Genomic DNA, 17,673 nt, shown 5'->3' on the forward strand with positions numbered 1-17,673 from the left:
GTGACATGACCCACGGCCCGACCGACACACCAGATGATATGCGGGACGGGCCCTCCCGGCCCGCACGAATGGATGTGCGGGTCACCGGCGACGATCTGCGCACGCGCACGGCGCGCGAACGCACGCAATCCCGCCTGCTCGTCCTGTCGGCCGGCTTCTTCGGCCTGTTCGGCGCCGTGGCGCTCAAGCTGGCGACCGCCACGGTCATCATGCCGATGGCGCCGGAACAGCGGCAGATCGCCCCCCAGGTCCCCCCGATTCCGCGCAGCGACCCCAAGGGCATGCTGGCCGGCGATTTCGCGCTGCCGCAGGTCCACCGCGCCTCGGTCACCGACCGCAACGGGCAGGTGCTGGCCATCTCGCTGCCGGTGGCGCAGGTGTATGCCAACCCGCAGGAAATGATCGACGCCCAGGACACGGCCAGGAAGCTGCGCACCGTCCTGCCTGCGCTTGACGAAGCCGAACTCATCCGCCGCCTGTCGACCAAGAAGCAATTCGTCTACCTGGCCCGCGACATCTCGCCGATGCAGGAAGTCGCCATCAACAATCTGGGCATTCCCGGCATCTATTTCGAACCGGGCGAGCGCCGCCACTACCCGCTGGGCCGGGTCGCCGCCCACATCCTCGGCGCGGTCGATATCGACGATCACGGCGTGGCCGGCATCGAACGCTCGATGGACAAGCGGCTGGACCGCGACCGCACGCCCCTGCGCCTGTCGCTCGACGTCCGCATCCAGGCCGTGGTGCGCGACGAACTGGCGGCGGCCAAGGACCTGTTCCAGGCCATCGGCGCCTGCGCCATCGTCATGGACGTCAATACCGGCGAGATCATCGCCATGGTCAGCCTGCCCGATTACGACGCCAACGATTTCGGCCGCGCCGACCCCGACGCCCGCTTCAACCGCGCCGTCACCGGCATGTACGAACCCGGATCGACCTTCAAGCTCCAGACGGCGGCCATGGCGCTGCAACTGGGCGTGGCCCATCCGTGGGACCGGTTTTCCTCCATCCCCATCCATATCGGCCGCTTCACCATCGCGGACATGAAGAGCGATCATTTCGCCCCATGGCTGACGCTGAACGAGGTGATGGCCTATTCGTCCAACCCCGCCGCCGCCCATGTGGCGCTGGATGTCGGCGCCCAGCGCCAGCAGGACTGGCTGCGCGGCATGGGCTTCTTCGCCCCGGTACCGATCGAACTGCCCGAGGCAGGGCGCCCCATCGTGCCGCAGATGCGCAACTGGGGCATCTCCACGGTCATGACCGTCGGCTTCGGCCACGGCGTCGCCGAACCCCCGCTGGCCATCGTGCGCGGCACCGCCGCCACCGTGAATGGCGGCATCCTGCTCCACCCGACCCTGATGGCCCGCGACGGCGAACAGCCGGACGACACCGCCCCGCTCACCCCGGCTGTCGCGGACGGGGCCGCCCCCACCCTCACCCCGGCAGTCCTCACCACCCCCGCCACCGCCGAAACCACAGAAACCGCCAACGCCGCCAGCATGCCGGGCGCCACGCGCGTCATCTCGCCCGAGATCTCGGCCCTGCTGCGCCGCATCCTGCGCCTGGACGTGACCAAGGGCACCGGCAAGACGGCGGAATCACCCGGCTATTTCGTGGGCGGCAAGACCGGCACCGCCGAGAAGATCGGCCCGCATGGCGGCTATTTGAAACATGTCAACATCGCCGCCTTCACCAGCATCTTTCCGATGAACACCCCGCGCTACGCCGTCTATGTCATGCTCGACAGCCCCAAGGCGACCCCGCAGACCCACGGCTGGACCACGGCCGCGTGGAACGCCGCGCCCACCGTGTCGAAGATCGTGACCCGCGTCGGCCCGATGCTCGGCCTGTTCCCCAACACGACCAATCCGCAGGCGGTCGAAGACGCGCTGGCGATCCCGCTGGAACCCGCCGTGCCGCACGGCTATCGCCCGCTGGGCCCCGGCAACGACCCGGGCGACCCACGCAACCAGCCGAAAACGCCGTCCCACGAGGCCGCACACACCGCCGCCGCCACCCAGACGCCCCGCACGCGGCTGCACGCCGCGCGGGCCGAACAGGCCGTGCCAGGGCGTCCCACGCATCCGGAGGTCCGGGGATGACGCACATCCTGTCCCATCTGCTGGCCGCCGCCGGCCTGCCCGCCCCCGAAATGGCGGCCCCCGCGATCGGCCTGGTAACCGCCGACAGCCGCAAGGTGCGCCCCGGCACGCTGTTCGTCGCCATCCCCGGCACACGGGCCGACGGGCGCGCCTTCATCCCTGCAGCCCTCGCGGCAGGTGCCGTCGCGATCGTCGCCCCGCCCGACGTGTCGCCCGATACGGCCCCCGGCATCCCGCTGATCCACGCCAATGAGCCAAGGCAGGCGCTGGCCCTGCTGGCCGCCGCCTTCGCAGGCGCGCAGCCGGGCCGGATCGTCGCCGTCACCGGCACCAACGGCAAGACCAGCACCGTCGATTTCCTGCGCCAGCTCTGGGCGCATCAGGGCCGCCAGGCCGCCAGCATCGGCACACTGGGCGTCATCGCGCCGGTGGCCCTCCCCCCGACCGGCCCGGTCCTGACCACGCCCGACAGTGTCGTGCTGGCCGACACGCTGGCCGCCATGGCACAGGGCGGCGTGACCGAATTGGCGATCGAGGCCTCCTCCCACGGGCTGGAACAGCACCGGCTCGACGGGCTGCGCCTCACGGCCGCCGGCTTCACCAACCTCACCCGCGACCACCTGGACTATCACGGCACGCTGGACGCCTACCGCACCGCCAAGCTGGCCCTGTTCGACCGGCTGCTGCCGGAAGGCGCGCTGGCGGCCGCCAATGCCGACATGGCGCCCGAAACCCTGGCCGCCCTGCGCGCCATCGCGGCCCGGCGACGCTTCGACCTGCGATTGGTCGGTATGGCAGGCGACGCGATCCGCCTGATCGAAAGCACTCCGCTGCCCGAGGGCCAGCACCTCCGGCTGGACTCCGGCGGCACGATCCACGACATCACCCTGGCCCTGCCCGGCCGCTTCCAGGCCGACAACGCCCTACTGGCCGCCGCCCTGGCCGCACCGGGCGCCGAGGGGCTGGCCCAGGCCATCGCCCTCCTGCCCACGCTGACAGGGGTGCGCGGCCGCATGGAACGCGCGGCCCTGCTGCCCAACGGCGCCGCGGCCTATGTCGATTACGCCCACACGCCCGACGCCCTGGCCCGCCTGCTGGACGCGCTGCGCCCCCACGCCACCGGCCGGCTGATCGCCGTGTTCGGCGCCGGCGGCGACCGCGATCGCGGCAAACGGCCCCTGATGGGGCAGGAGGCCGCCAACCGCGCCGATATCGCCATCGTCACCGACGACAATCCCCGCACCGAGGCCCCGGAAGCGATCCGCCGCGACGTGCTGGCCGGCGCGCCAAACGCGATCGAAATCGGCGACCGCGCCCGCGCGATTGCCGAGGCCCTGTCGATGCTGCGGTCGGGCGACGTGCTGGTGGTGGCCGGCAAGGGCCACGAACAGGGCCAGACCATCGGCACCACCACCCTGCCCTTCGACGACGCGTCCGTCATCCGCCAGATGGCCGGGGTGGCGGCATGACGGTCTTGTGGACCCGCGACGCGCTGGAAGCGGCAACCGGCGGCCATTTCGCCGGCAACGCACCGGTCAGCGTGACCGGCATCTCCATCGACACCCGCACGCTGGCCCCCGGCGACCTGTTCATCGCCCTGGTCGGCGACAGCAGCGACGGCCACGCCCATGTCCGCACGGCGCTGGAGCGCGGCGCTTCGGTAGTGCTGATCCATGACCGCGCGGCCGCCGGCACCGATGCCGTCGACCCGCGCGTCCTGCTGGTGCCCGACACGATGGCGGCGCTGAACGACCTGGCCCGCCATGCGCGCTCCCGCTTCACCGGCCGCATGGTCGCCGTCACCGGCAGCGTGGGCAAGACGACGACCAAGGACATGCTGGGCCTGGCGCTGGGCGCCATCGGGCCGACCCATGTCGCCGCCGCGTCCTACAACAACCATTGGGGCGTGCCGCTGACCCTGGCCCGCCTGCCCGCCGACGCCGCGTTCTGCGTGTGCGAAGTGGGCATGAACCATCCGGGCGAGATCGCCCCACTGGCCGCCGTGGTCCGTCCCGAGGTCGCGATCGTCACCACCATCGCCGGCGCCCATCTGGGCCATATGGGCAGCCTGGACGCCATCGCGCGCGAAAAATCGGACCTGATCACCGCCCTGCCGCCCGGCGGCACCGCCATCGTCCCCGACGATGCCGAGGGCCAGCCGATCTTCGCCGAACAGGCGGCCCGCGCCGACGCCCATTTATGGCGGGCCGGACAGGCCCCCGACAGCATGGCCATCCTTTCGGACCTCACCCTCGCCGCCGACGGCAGCGACGCCGTCGTCACCATCGCCGGCCGGCCCTACCCGCTGCGCCTCGACGCCCCCGGCCGCCACCTGGCACGCAACGCCACCACCGTCCTGGCGTCGGTGGCGGCCCTGGGCGCCGATATCGCGACGGCGGCGTCGGCCCTCGCCGCATTCCGCCCCGGCGCCGGACGCGGCCAGCTGGCGCCGATCCTGGGCGGAAGGGCGGCGCTGCTCGACGAAAGCTACAACGCCTCCACCCTGTCCATCCGCTCCTCGCTCGCGGTGCTCGACCTGCTCGCCGCCGCCCGCCGCGTCGCCGTGCTGGGCGACATCCGCGAACTCGGCGCCTTCGCGCGCGCCGAACATGAATCCCTCCTGTCCGCCGCCCTGGCACATGCGGACCTCGTCTTCTGCTCCGGCCCGAACATGCAATATCTCTTCGACCTGCTTCCCCCCTCCCGACGCGGCGCATGGGCGCCCGACGCGGCCACCCTGGCCCCGATGGTCCTGGCCGCCCTCACCCCCGGCGACACCGTCCTGGTCAAGGGCAGCCTGGGCAGCCGCATGCGCGATGTCGTCGCGGTGCTGACCACCGCCGGGACGGATACGCACTGATGCTCTACGATCTCGTCCAGCATCACGCCGGCGCGCACATCACGGCGCTCAACCTGTTCCGCTACATCACCTTCCGCGCCGGGGCGGCGTGCCTGACGGCGCTGGTCATCTCGCTGCTGCTGGGCCAGCCGCTGATCGCGCAATTGCGCCGCATCCAGCGCGGCGGCCAGCCGATCCGCGCCCTGGGGCCGGAACGCCATATCCTGGAAAAGGCCGGCACCCCCACCATGGGCGGCGTGCTGATCCTGGTCGCCCTGTTCGCCTCCACCCTGCTGTGGGCGGACCTGACCAACGGCTTCGTCTGGGCGGTGCTGCTGATCACGCTCGGCTTCGGTGCCGTGGGCTTCGCCGACGATTACCTCAAGCTTTCGCGGCGCAACACGGCCGGCGTGTCCAAGCGCGCCCGGCTGGGCAGCGAATTCGCCGTCTCGCTGATCGGCGGCTACTGGCTGCAAAGCCTGATGCCGGCCGACCTGGCCAATCACCTGGCCTTTCCCTTCATGAAGGACTGGCTGCTGCCGCTGGGCTTCGCCTTCCCGCTCTTCGCCATGATCACGATCACCGGCTTCGGCAACGCGGTCAATTTCACCGACGGGCTGGACGGGCTGGCGATCGTGCCGGTGATCATCGCCGCCCTGGTCTTCGGGCTGATCGCCTATCTGGTCGGCAACCATGTCTTCGCGGACTATCTGCAACTGCACGCGGTGCCGGGCACGGGCGAACTCTGCGTCTTCTGCTCGGCCCTGGTCGGCGCAGGCTTGGGCTTCCTGTGGTTCAACGCCCCTCCGGCGGCGGTGTTCATGGGCGATACCGGCTCGCTCTCGCTGGGCGGCGCGCTGGGGGCGGTCGCAGTCGCGGTCAAGCATGAGCTGGTGCTGTGCATCGTCGGCGGCCTGTTCGTGGTCGAAACCCTGTCGGTGATCATCCAGGTCTTCTGGTTCCGCCGCACCGGCCGGCGGGTGTTCCTGATGGCCCCCCTGCACCATCATTTCGAAAAGAAAGGCTGGCAGGAGCCCAAGATCGTGATCCGCTTCTGGATCGTCTCCATCGTGCTGGGACTGTGTGGCCTCGCCACGCTGAAACTGCGATGAGCCGCTTTCCCACCCTCCTCTTCGCCGGGCGGCGCTACGCCGTGCTGGGCCTGGGCAATAACGGCGCCCCGGTGGTCCGCGCCCTGGCCGCCATGGGCGCCTCGGTCCGCACATGGGACGACAACGCGGGCGCCCGCCAGGCGCTGGGCGACATCCCCGGCGTCACCGTGGCCCCCTTCGAATCCCTCGACGGGCTGGACGCGCTGATCCTGTCGCCGGGCATCCCGCATCTGCTGCCCAAGCCGCATCCGGTGGCGCTGATGGCGCGCGAGGCCGGCATCCCCATCCTGTCCGACGCCGACCTGCTGTTCCAGGCGGTACGCCGCGCGGGTTCGCGGGCCCGCTTCGTCGGCATCACCGGGACGAACGGCAAATCGACCACCACCGCCCTGCTGACGCACATGCTGGCCACGGCCGGCATCCCGGCGGTGGCGGGCGGCAATCTGGGGCCGGCATCGCTGTCCCTGCCGCTGCTGGCTGATAATGGCGTCTACGTGCTGGAAATGTCGTCCTACATGCTGGAACGCCTGCAGGACCTGCATTTCACCGTCGCCTGCCTGCTGAACCTGACGCCCGACCATCTGGACCGCCATGGCGACATGCAGGGCTATCTGCGCGCCAAATGGCATATCTTCGACAGCCAGCGCATGGGCGACCTGGCCGTGCTGGGCTTCGGCGACGCGCCGGGGGACAGCGTTCCCCTCATGGTCGACAGGCTGGCCGCCAGCGGCGACCGGGTCCTGACGATCTCGGGCACCTCCCCCAACGCCGACCTCTCCGGCGCCGGCGGCATCCTGCGCGACGATGAAGGCGTGATCGCCGACCTGGCCCAGGCCCCCGCCCTGCCGGGCGCGCACAATGCCGAAAACGCGGCGGCGGCCACGGTCATGGCCCTGGCGCTGGGCGTACCGCGCGCCGACATCGCCCCCGCCCTGCGCAGCTTCGCCGGCCTGCCCCACCGGCAGAAACCGGTCGCCACGGTGGCGGGCATCCTCTTCATCGACGACAGCAAGGCCACCAACGCCGATTCCGCGTCCCGCGCCCTGAGCTGCTACGACCGGCTGGTCTGGATCGCGGGCGGGGTCGCCAAGGCCGGCGGAATCGACGACCTCGCGCCGCTTTTCCCCCGCATCGCCCATGCCATGCTGATCGGGCAGGACGCCCCGGCCCTGGCCGAGACACTGGCGGCGCATAATGTCCCCCATACGCTGGCGGGCACGATGGAAGCAGCCGTTCCCCTGGCCTTCGACCTGGCACGCCAGACCGGCGCCGGCACCGTCCTGCTGTCCCCCGCCTGCGCCAGCTTCGACCAGTACAAGAGCTTCGAACATCGCGGCCGGCATTTCGCCGAGCGCGTCCACGAACTGGCTAAGGGAGAAGGCTGATGGCCGCGTCACGCGTCGATACCTCGTTCCTTGCCCGCTGGTGGCGCAATGTCGACCGCGTGACGCTCTCCTGCGTCTGCATCCTGATCGGCTTCGGCTATGTGCTGATGCTGGCCGCCAGCCCGGCCGTGGCCACGCGCATCGGCGCCTCGCGCGACATGTTCATCCTCAAGCAGGTGGTCTTCCTGTCCCTGGCCGGCCTGATCGTGGTGGCCACCTCCCTGCTCTCGCCGCGCGGCATCCGGCGGCTGGCGCTGGCGGGCTTCGTCCTGGCCACCGCCGCCACGGCCCTCACCCTGGTCCACGGTATCGAAATCAAGGGCGCCCGGCGCTGGATCGCCCTGCCGATGATGTCTGTCCAGCCCTCGGAATTCCTCAAACCCTGCTTCGCCGTCGTCACGGCCTGGCTGCTGACCGAACGCCGCCACCGCCGCCTGCTGCCGGGCATGCCCATCGCGCTGGGCCTGTTCGCCGTCATCCTGCTGCTGCTGAAATCGCAGCCCGATATCGGCATGCTCAGCGTCATCACCACGGTCTTCATGGCCCAGCTCTTCATCGACGGGCTGAACATCTTCTTCGTCGGCGCCGGCGCCGGCTGCATGATCGCGGCCTTCCTGGGCGCCTACGTGGCCTTTCCCCATGTCCGCTCGCGCGTCGAACGCTTCCTGCACCCCAATGTCGGCGACCATTACCAGATCGACACCGCATTGCGCGCCTTCGGCAATGGCGGCCTGATGGGGCGCGGCCCGGGCGAGGGTCGGGTGAAGGACCTGCTGCCCGACGCCCATGCCGATTTCGTCTTCGCCGTCGCGGGCGAGGAATTCGGCATGCTGGTCTGCCTGTTCATCATCGGCGTGTTCTGCCTGATCGTGGTGCGGACCCTGCTGAAACTGCTGCGCGAGGACGACCCGTTCATCGTCGTGGCAACCGTGGGGCTGGTCACGGGTTTCGGCCTCCAGGCCTTCGTCAACATGGGCTCGACCCTGCACCTGATCCCGACCAAGGGCATGACGCTGCCGTTCATCTCCTATGGCGGCTCGTCGGCCATGTCGGTGGCGCTGACCATCGGCATGGTGCTGGCCCTGACACGGCACCGCGTGGGCGAAAGCCGGATTCCGCGCGGGCGCCCCGCCTTCCGGGCACGAAAGGCCACCGCATGAGCACGCAGCCCCCCGCCGGCGCACCCCGCCCGATCGTCATCGCCGCCGGCGGAACCGGCGGCCATTTCATTCCGGCCGAGGCCCTGGCCCACGCGCTGGCGGCACGCGGACACGCGATCGCCCTGATGACCGACCAGCGCGCGGGCGCGCGCGACCACGGCATTTTCGCCCAGGGGCAGCAATTCGTCCTCCCCGGCGCCGGCATCGCCGGACACGGGCTGGCCCGCGCCGCCCGTGCCGTCGTGGCACTGGCGCGCGGCACGCTCCAGGCTCGCGCGATCCTGCGCCGGCTGGATGCGGCGGCGGTGGTGGGCTTCGGCGGCTACCCGTCCGTGCCCCCGCTGCTGGGCGCGCGCCTGCTCGGCCGCCACCGGCCGCTGATCATCCTGCACGAGGGCAATGCCGTGCTGGGCCAGGCCAACGCCCAGCTCGCACGCTTCGCCGACGGCATCGCCACCTCCTTCCCCCAGGTCGCCCGCCTGCCGGCCGGCGCCCGCACCACCCTGACCGGCATGCCCGTGCGCGACGCCATCGCCGCCCTGCACGACCGGCCCTACACCCCGCCGGGGAACGAGATCCGCCTTCTGGTCTGGGGCGGATCGCTGGGGGCCCGGGTCTTCAGCGACGTGGTGCCGGGCGCCATCACCCGCCTGCCCGCCACCCTGCGCGCGCGCCTGCGCATCACCCAGCAGGCCCGCGCCGAGGATGCCGAGCGCGTGCGCGCCACCTACGCCACGCTGGGCATCCCCGCCGAGATCTCGCCCTTCTTCTCCAACGTGCCCGACCTGCTGGGCGCGGCCCATCTGGTCATCGGGCGCGCCGGCGGCTCCTCGGTGGCCGAACTGACCGATGCCGGGCGGCCGGCGATCCTGGTCCCGCTGCCCATCGCCGCCAGCGACGAACAGGGCGCCAACGCGGCCTCCCTGGTCGCGGCCGGCGCCGGCTGGATGATCCGCCAGCCCGATTTCACCGCCCCCTCGCTGGCGGCACGGCTGGAGTCCCTGCTCTCCGACCCCGCCACCCTGGCCGGCGCGGCAGCAGCCGCACGCAGCCTCGGCCGGCCCGACGCCGCGGAACGTCTGGCCGATCTGGTCGAAGGACTCTTGCATCACCGCCCCGACCCCGCCTATCCGACAGCCGCCGCCACGCTGACAGCCGCCACCACGGAGACCACCTCATGAGAGCCCTGCCCCTTTCCATCGGCACCATTCATTTCGTCGGGATCGGCGGCATCGGCATGTCCGGCATTGCCGAGGTGCTGTACATGCTGGGCTATGCCGTGCAGGGTTCGGATATCGCCGAGAGCGCCAACGTGCTGCGCCTGCGCGCGGCGGGCATCCCGGTCGCCATCGGTCACGACGCCGCCAATCTCGGCCAGGCCCAGGTCGTCGTCACCTCCACCGCCGTCAAGCGCGACAATCCGGAGGTCGTGGCCGCACGCGCCCGCCTCATCCCCGTCGTGCGCCGGGCCGAGATGCTGGCCGAACTGATGCGCCTGCGCTGGTCCGTCGCGGTCGGCGGCACCCACGGCAAGACCACCACCACCAGCCTGGTCGCGGCGGTACTGGAAGCCGCGAAGCTCGACCCCACCGTCATCAACGGCGGCATCATCGAGGCCTACGGCACCAACACCCGCATGGGCTCGGGCGACTGGATGGTGGTCGAGGCCGATGAGAGCGACGGCTCGTTCCTGCGCCTCCCCTCGGTCATCACCGTGGTCACCAACATGGACCCGGAACATCTGGATCACTGGGGCACGCCGGAGGCCATGCAGGCGGCCTATGACCAGTTCGTCTCCAACATCCCCTTCTACGGCTTCGCGGTCCTGTGCATCGACCACCCGGCGGTACAGCAGATGATCCCCCGCCTCTCCGACCACCGGATCGTCACCTACGGCTTCTCGCCCCAGGCCGACATCCGCGCCGAGAAGGTGATCACCGACAAGCTGGGCGCGACGTTCGAGGTCGTGGTCACCAACCGCAACCGCAACCGCACCCGCCGCGCGGGGCCGTTCCGCCTGCCGATGCTGGGCCACCACAACGTGCAGAACGCGCTGGCCGCGATCGCCGTGGCGGTGGAGATGGATATCGACGACGCCACCATCCGCTCGGCCTTCGCCGGCTTCCGGGGCGTCAAGCGCCGCTTCACCCGCACGGGCGAGACCGGCGGCATCACCGTGATCGACGATTACGGCCACCACCCGGTGGAAATCGCCGCCGTGCTCAAGGCCGCCCGCCAGGCCGGCGCGCGCGACGTCATCGCCGTGGTGCAGCCCCACCGCTATTCGCGCCTGCAAAGCCTGTTCGGCGAATTCTGCACCTGCATGAACGACGCCGGCACCGTGATCGTCGCCGATGTCTACGCGGCCGGCGAAGCCCCGATCGACGGCATCAACCGCGACACGCTGGTCGACGGCCTGCGCGAGCGCGGCCACCGTTCGGTGGTGCCGCTGCCCGATCCGGAACATCTGGCGGAAATGGTCCATGCCATCGCCAAGCCGGGCGATTTCGTCGTCTGCCTGGGCGCGGGCAACATCACCGGCTGGGCGCAGGCCCTCCCCGCCCAGCTCGCCACCCTGCAGAACCCCAATGCCCGCAAGGGCGACTGCGCGGCATGACCATGCCGGCCGCCACCACGGACCAGAACTGGACCGACACGGTCCGCGCGGCCCTCGCCGGCCTGCGCGGCCGGCTGAGCGCGGACGCGCCGCTGGGCCCGCGCACCTGGTTCCGCGTCGGCGGCCCGGCGGACCTGCTGCTGCAACCGGCCGACGCCGACGATCTCGCCCACGCGCTGCGCCACCTGCCGCCGGACCTGCCGGTCACGGTGCTGGGCGCCTGCTCCAACGTCATCGTGCGCGACGGCGGCATCGACGGGCTGGTGATCCGCCTCGGCGGCGGCTTCGCCGACATCACGGTCGAGCCCGACGGGCTGGTCGTCGGCGCCGCGTGCCTCGACATGGTGGTGGCCGAACACGCGGCCGGCGCCGGCCTCAAGGGGCTGGAATTCCTCGCCGGCATCCCCGGCTCGATCGGCGGCGCGGTGGCCATGAATGCCGGCGCCTACGGCTCGGACATCGCAACCGTCCTCGACTGGGCGGACATCGTGACCCGCGACGGCAGCACCGTCCGCCTGTCCGGCCCGGCGCTGGGCTTCGGCTATCGCCGCTCGCGCCTGCCGGCCGGCGCCGTCGTCACCCGCGCCCGCCTGCGCGCCACCCCGGCCGACCCGGCCGAGATCCGCCAGGCCATCGCCACCATCCGCCAGTCGCGCGAAGAGTCGCAACCCACGCGGGCCCGCACCGGCGGCTCGACCTTCCGCAATCCCGAGCACGGCAAGGCGTGGGAACTGATCGACGCCGCCGGCTGCCGGGGCCTGGCACTGCACGACGCGCAGATCAGCGAGAAACACTGCAATTTCATGCTCAACACCGGCCACGCCAGCGCCGCCGACCTGGAAGAACTGGGCGAGATGGTCCGCGCGCGGGTGCAGGCCCGCACCGGCATCCTGCTGGAATGGGAAATCAAGCGCATCGGTCGCGCCACCCCGCCAGTCGATGCCACGCCCACCGACGCCGAGACAGGGGAAACGCCATGACCACCCGCACCCCGGCGCGGCGCGTCACCGTCCTGATGGGCGGCATCTCCGCCGAGCGCAGGGTCAGCGTCTCCAGCGGCGCGGGCATCAGCGCCGCCCTGCGCGAGGAAGGGTACGAGGTCCGCGTGCTCGATGCCGGCCCCGACCTGGGCGCGATCGTGGCCGACCTCACCACCCACCGCCCCGACGTGGTGTTCAACGCCCTGCACGGCCGCCTGGGCGAGGATGGCGCGATCCAGGGCGTGCTGGACTGGATGGACATCCCCTACACCCATTCCGGCGTCCGCGCCTCGGCCACCGCCATGGACAAGGCAGCGGCCCGCGCCGTCTTCCTCGCCGCCGGCCTGCCGGTGGCCGCGGGCGCCGTCATCGACATCGCCGATTTCCCGGCCGCCGACCCGCTGCCCGCCCCCTATGTCATCAAGCCGCTGAACGAGGGCTCGTCGGTGGGGGTCGAAATCGTCCGCACCGGCTCCAACCGCCGCGCCGCCATTGCCACCGCCTGGACCTTCGGCCCCCACGCCCTGGTCGAGGAATTCATCCCCGGCCGCGAACTGACGGTGGGCGTGATGGGCGACCGCGCCCTCACCGTCACCGACATCACCCCCAATCCCGCCACGGGGCACGAATTCTACGATTACGCCGCCAAATACCAGGCCGGTGGATCGCAGCACGTCCTGCCCGCGCGGATCCATCCGGATGCCTTCGCCCAGGCGCTGGACCTCGCCGTCGCCGCCCACCGCGCGCTCGGCTGCACAGGCGCCACCCGCACCGATTTCCGCTATGACGACACGCAGTGCGGCGACGGCCCCGGCCGCCTCGTCATCCTGGAGGTCAACACCCAACCCGGCATGACCCCGACCTCCCTGCTGCCCGAACAGGCCCAGACGCAGGGAATCGGCTATGGCGCGCTCTGCCGCTGGATGGTCCAGCACGCCGCATGCCGCACATGACGATACGCACGGGCGGCTGACGATCCCATGAGCCCTCCCCCATGAGCCTTCCATGAGACGGACAGGAGACAATCGCGACGACCGCCCCTCGCGGCTGTCGATCTTCCTGCGGCGGCGACGCCGCATGGTGCGGCCGCTTGGGCTGGCGATCGTCCTCCTGGCCGCCGGGGCCGGCGGCGCGGTGGTGGTCCGCGACATGAAGTCCGAGGAACAATTCGCCCCGATCCGCGCCCGGCTGGTCAGCATGCTGCCGCTGCGCATCACCGATATCCAGGTCAGCGGCCGCGTGCTGACCAGCGAGGCCGCATTGCGCGACGCGCTGGGCGTGCATGTGGGCGATCCGGTCCTGGGCTTCTCGGTCGAGGGCGCGCGCGAACGGATCGACGCCCTGCCCTTCGTCGATCATTCGGTGGTCGAACGCCACCTGCCCGGCACCATCGTCGTGCGCCTGACCGAACGCAGCCCCTTCGCCGTCTGGCAGAACCAAGGGCGCTTCATGCTGATCGACCGCGCCGGCAACCAGGTGCGCGACCAGGGCATGACCGGCAAGGACGCCCAGGCCTTCATGCAATTGCCGCTGGTGGTGGGGCTGGGCGCCAATGAAGCCGCCGCACCGCTGATCGACGCGCTGACGGGCCAGCCCGTGGTACGCGACCATGTGGCCGCCGCCGTCCGCGTCGGCCTGCGCCGCTGGAACCTGGTCCTGCGCGACGGCACCACAGTGCTTCTGCCCGAAGGCGAGGAAATCCCGGCCCTGAAACGGCTGACCGATCTCCAGGCCGCGATGAAGCTGCTGGACCGCCCGGTGATCAGCATCGATTTGCGCCTGCCCGACCGGATGGTGGTGGAACAGCCCCCCCCGGCCGACCCCGCCGCCAACGGCCAGCCCGCGGCAAACCCGCAGGCCCCGACCACGCCGGGCGCACCGAAGCCGGCCGCCACACCCCATGACGGCACCGCACCCGCCGCCTCCGCCGGCAACGGCAGCGCCCCGCCGCCCAAGGCCGCCCCCCGGGTACCGCCCACCGACCAACGGGCGCCCTCCCACGCGCCTGCCGCCGCGCCACACGGCCTCCCGCCGCCGGTTTCGGCGCTGGCACCGCCAGCCGCCTTCCCGTCTACCCCATCCGGGCAGGCCCAGCCCCGCAAGGCCCTGCCCCCACCGGTTCCCAACCTGCCGCCGAATGGCGAGCCCGAAGCGAGGAGGCGCGCATGAACGATCTGGTCGTGGTCCCGCAGGATAGCGAATCCGCCCCCCGCGCCCCGCGCCGCCGCCGTGCCCGGCGGCGCGACCAGTCCCTGGTGCCGGCCACACAGTCCGGCCGCAGCGTGGCGCTGCCGCCGCCGGACGAACCCGTGCCGCCACGCGCCTGGCGGCCGGGCACGTTCGGGGTGCTGGATATCGGCTCGACCAAGATCATGTGCCTGATCGGACGGGGCGAGGCCGACGGCACGCTGCGCGTGCTGGGCCATGGCTGGCGCCGGTCGCATGGCGTGCGCTGCGGCGGCATCGTCAACCTGCACGATGCCGAGGCCGCCATCCGCGCCGCGGTCGGCCAGGCCGAGGACGCCGCCGAACGGCGGCTGGACCGCGTGTATGTCAACCTGTCCTGCGGCCATCCGGAAAGCCGGCTGTTCAATGTCCGCTGGCCGGTGGGTGGGCGCGAGATCACGGCCGCCGACGTCCGCCGCGTCGTGACCGAGGGCCAGATGCGCGCCCAGACCGAGGGCCGCTCGACCATCCACACCATCCCGCTGGATTTCTCGGTGGACGAGACCGCCGGCGTCCCCGATCCGCGCGGCCATCTGTGCGACCAGCTCACTTCGCGCCTGCACGTCATCGACTCATCGACCACCGCGCTGCGCAACCTGGAAACCGTGCTCTCGCGCGCCGAACTCAAGATCGAGGAACTGGTCTCCGCCCCCCTCGCCTCCGGCCTGTCGGTGCTGGACGAGGACGAGCGCGAACTGGGCGTCACGGTGGTCGACATGGGCGGCGGCACCACCTCCATCGCCATCTTCGGCGAGGGCCATCTGCTGCACACCGCCTGCCTGCCGGTCGGCGGCATGCATGTCACCCGCGACATCGCCCATGTTCTGTCCACCTCGATCGACAGCGCGGAATGGCTGAAGACGATGTATGGTTCGGCCGAACTGTCGGGCGATGACGATCTGGACGTGCTGCCGGTGCAGCTCATCGGCGACAACGAACATCAATTCGTCAATATTTCCCGCTCCAAGGTGGTCTCCATCATCCGGCCACGGATCGAGGAAACGCTGGAGATGGTGCGCGACCGGCTGGAATCGGCGGGCGTCGGCCGGGCAACCGACGGCCGCGTGGTCCTGACGGGCGGCGCGTCCCTGCTCGACGGGGTGGGCAACATGGCCGCGCGCATCCTCAACCGCCAGGTGCGGCTGGGCCGGCCGAACAATATTCGCGGCCTGCCCGAGGATGCGGCGGCCTGGCCCTCCTTCGCCACCTCGGCCGGCCTGCTGGCCTGGGCGGCGGGCGGCGGCGGCGCGCTGGGCGACATGGATTTCTCCGAGCCCCGGCCGCGCGGTTTCCTTCGCCGCGTCGTGGAATTCATACGAGACAGGGTATAGGAAGATGATTCACACTATCCCCTGAAAATCCGCATGCGAATCGGTACCCAAAATCTAACGACTCGTCCTGGGAGACGTCGATGACCCTGAATCTCAGCATTCCGCAGCAAAACCACTCCGATTTCACGCCGCGGATTACCGTGATCGGCGTGGGCGGCGGCGGAACCAACGCTGTCGACAACATGATCCAGTCGCAGCTCCAGGGCGTGGAATTCGTCGTCGCCAACACCGACGCGCAGCAATTGTCCCACAGCCGGGCCGATCGCCGCGTCCAGCTCGGCCCGCATCTCACGCAGGGCCTGGGCGCCGGCGCCAAGCCGGAAATCGGCCGCGCCGCCGCCGAGGAAGCCGCCGACGAACTGGCGCGCCATCTCGAAGGCGCGCACATGGTCTTCATCACCGCCGGCATGGGCGGCGGCACGGGCACGGGTGCGGCACCGGTCATCGCCCGCATGGCGCGCGAGCGCGGCATCCTCACCGTGGGCGTCGTCACCAAGCCCTTCACCTTCGAGGGCGGCCGCCGCACCAAATCGGCCGATGCCGGCATCGCCGAGCTTCAGCAATATGTCGACACGCTCATCGTCATCCCCAACCAGAACCTCTTCCGCCTCGCCACCGAGCGGACGAGCTGGAAGGACGCGTTCAAGATGGCCGACAACGTCCTGTATATGGGCGTGCGCGGCGTCACCGACCTGATGATGGCACCCGGCCTGGTCAATCTCGATTTCGCCGACATCCGCACCGTCATGGCCGAGATGGGCAAGGCGATGATGGGCACCGGCGAGGCCGAGGGCGACAACCGCGCCATTTCCGCCGCCGAGGACGCCATCTCCAACCCGCTGCTGGAAGATACCTCGATGGCCGGCGCACGCGGCCTGCTGATCAACATCACCGGCGGCGACGACATGACGCTGTACGAGGTCGATCAGGCCGCCAACCGCATCCGCGAGGAAGTGGCCGAGGACGCCAACATCATCTTCGGCTCGGCCATCGACGAATCGCTGACCGGCCGCATCCGCGTGTCCGTGGTCGCCACGGGCATCGACACGCCCTCGGTCCGCGCGGCAGAGCCGCAACCCGCCGAAGCCGCACCGGCGCAGGGCATCGACACCCAGCCGGCTTCGGCCGCTGCCCACCCGACGGCCGAAGCCCAGGCGCAGGCCGATGCCGCCGCACAGGCCGCCCGCCCCGCGCCCAATTTCATGAACACCCCGCCGGTGTCGGCCCCCTCGCCCCATTCCACGCCGCAGCAGATGTTCCACCAGGGCGCCCGCCCCTCGCCGCGCTCGTCCCTGTTCTCCGAACAGCCGCGCGCGCCCGAACCGCAGCCCACGGCCCAGCGCGGCAGCCTGTTCAACATCGTCACCGGCGTCCTGCGCCGTGGCGCGCCCCCGGCTCAGGATACCCAGCGCGCCGAACCCGCCCTGCCGGAACAGGAACCCTCCGCCACGGTCCGCCAGGCCTCGGCCGACGAGGTGGGGTTGGACATCCCCGCCTTCCTCCGCCGCCAACCCTGAGACCCTGCTCGTAAATGCGCGCTGGCGGCGATCCAGCGCGCGTTTCCTGTGCTCCGATGCTCATGTGTGGACGGCCCTGGGAAAGCAAGAGGGATCTGACTGATATGTGAGGATCGGAGCGATTGCGGTCATGTGTGGACGGCCCTGGGAAAGCAAGAGGGATCTGACTGATATGTGAGGATCGGAGCGATTGCGGTCATGTGTCCGGCCTGTTGGTGCGGGCTCATGCCCGCTGGCCCAGATGGGTTCCGCGATCCGGCTCCAAACACAGCCACGACCTTGATGGCCTGTGAGCATCACGGAGTGTTCCGGATCGTCGGATCGACCGATCATCATCTATCAGGTGAGCTCTCTCGCCCTCCGTGGCACGAGGGGGTTCAGGCTGCGGCGGTGCGCCGGCG

At 70.8% G+C, this 17,673-nt stretch carries 12 protein-coding genes and 1 pseudogene; all 13 read left to right on the plus strand.

Going from position 1 to position 17,673, the window contains the following annotated elements:
- The first annotated feature begins 38 nt into the window (after nt 1-38).
- The 13 genes and pseudogenes from HLH29_RS12190 to ftsZ all read left to right on the plus strand — a co-directional run bounded on the left by HLH29_RS12190 (nt 39) and on the right by ftsZ (nt 17,272).
- Nucleotides 39-2,105, plus strand: a complete 2,067-nt coding sequence (locus tag HLH29_RS12190; protein ID WP_408871971.1) for a peptidoglycan D,D-transpeptidase FtsI family protein — start codon at nt 39-41, stop codon at nt 2,103-2,105.
- Entirely contained in the window at nt 2,102-3,574 is a 1,473-nt protein-coding gene (locus tag HLH29_RS12195) for a UDP-N-acetylmuramoyl-L-alanyl-D-glutamate--2,6-diaminopimelate ligase (RefSeq protein WP_182967165.1), read from the plus strand. The genes HLH29_RS12190 and HLH29_RS12195 overlap by 4 nt, the downstream gene beginning before the upstream one ends.
- Nucleotides 3,571-4,965, plus strand: coding sequence for a UDP-N-acetylmuramoyl-tripeptide--D-alanyl-D-alanine ligase (locus tag HLH29_RS12200; RefSeq protein WP_182967167.1), 1,395 nt, complete (start codon nt 3,571-3,573; stop codon nt 4,963-4,965). Before HLH29_RS12195 ends, HLH29_RS12200 begins: the two co-directional genes overlap by 4 nt.
- Nucleotides 4,965-6,056 (plus strand): phospho-N-acetylmuramoyl-pentapeptide-transferase, encoded by a 1,092-nt coding sequence (gene mraY, locus HLH29_RS12205; protein WP_182967169.1) that lies wholly within the window; start codon nt 4,965-4,967, stop codon nt 6,054-6,056. The genes HLH29_RS12200 and mraY overlap by 1 nt, the downstream gene beginning before the upstream one ends.
- Nucleotides 6,053-7,441 (plus strand): UDP-N-acetylmuramoyl-L-alanine--D-glutamate ligase, encoded by a 1,389-nt coding sequence (gene murD / locus HLH29_RS12210; RefSeq protein WP_182967171.1) that lies wholly within the window; start codon nt 6,053-6,055, stop codon nt 7,439-7,441. Before mraY ends, murD begins: the two co-directional genes overlap by 4 nt.
- Entirely contained in the window at nt 7,438-8,601 is a 1,164-nt protein-coding gene (locus tag HLH29_RS12215) for an FtsW/RodA/SpoVE family cell cycle protein (RefSeq protein WP_182967201.1), read from the plus strand. Before murD ends, HLH29_RS12215 begins: the two co-directional genes overlap by 4 nt.
- Nucleotides 8,598-9,782 carry an undecaprenyldiphospho-muramoylpentapeptide beta-N-acetylglucosaminyltransferase gene (gene murG, locus HLH29_RS12220; protein WP_182967173.1) on the plus strand — a complete coding sequence of 395 codons (1,185 nt, stop codon included), beginning with the start codon at nt 8,598-8,600 and terminating at the stop codon, nt 9,780-9,782. The genes HLH29_RS12215 and murG overlap by 4 nt, the downstream gene beginning before the upstream one ends.
- On the plus strand, nt 9,779-11,218 hold the full coding sequence (gene murC, locus HLH29_RS12225; protein WP_182967174.1) for a UDP-N-acetylmuramate--L-alanine ligase: 1,440 nt from the start codon (nt 9,779-9,781) through the stop codon (nt 11,216-11,218). Before murG ends, murC begins: the two co-directional genes overlap by 4 nt.
- Before the next feature lie 2 nt (nt 11,219-11,220).
- Nucleotides 11,221-12,198 (plus strand): UDP-N-acetylmuramate dehydrogenase, encoded by a 978-nt coding sequence (murB, locus tag HLH29_RS12230; protein ID WP_182967203.1) that lies wholly within the window; start codon nt 11,221-11,223, stop codon nt 12,196-12,198.
- On the plus strand, nt 12,195-13,151 hold the full coding sequence (locus HLH29_RS12235) for a D-alanine--D-alanine ligase (protein WP_182967176.1): 957 nt from the start codon (nt 12,195-12,197) through the stop codon (nt 13,149-13,151). Before murB ends, HLH29_RS12235 begins: the two co-directional genes overlap by 4 nt.
- A gap of 52 nt (nt 13,152-13,203) precedes the next feature.
- A pseudogene (locus HLH29_RS12240) lies at nt 13,204-14,112 on the plus strand (cell division protein FtsQ/DivIB); the annotation flags it as partial.
- Nucleotides 14,113-14,363: 251 nt separating this feature from the next.
- Nucleotides 14,364-15,755 carry a cell division protein FtsA gene (ftsA, locus tag HLH29_RS12245; protein ID WP_182967181.1) on the plus strand — a complete coding sequence of 464 codons (1,392 nt, stop codon included), beginning with the start codon at nt 14,364-14,366 and terminating at the stop codon, nt 15,753-15,755.
- A gap of 80 nt (nt 15,756-15,835) precedes the next feature.
- On the plus strand, nt 15,836-17,272 hold the full coding sequence (ftsZ, locus tag HLH29_RS12250) for a cell division protein FtsZ (protein ID WP_182967183.1): 1,437 nt from the start codon (nt 15,836-15,838) through the stop codon (nt 17,270-17,272).
- Nucleotides 17,273-17,673 lie beyond the last annotated feature (401 nt).

The sequence above is a fragment of the Gluconacetobacter tumulicola genome (genome assembly GCF_014174215.1).
GTDB lineage: Bacteria > Pseudomonadota > Alphaproteobacteria > Acetobacterales > Acetobacteraceae > Gluconacetobacter > Gluconacetobacter tumulicola.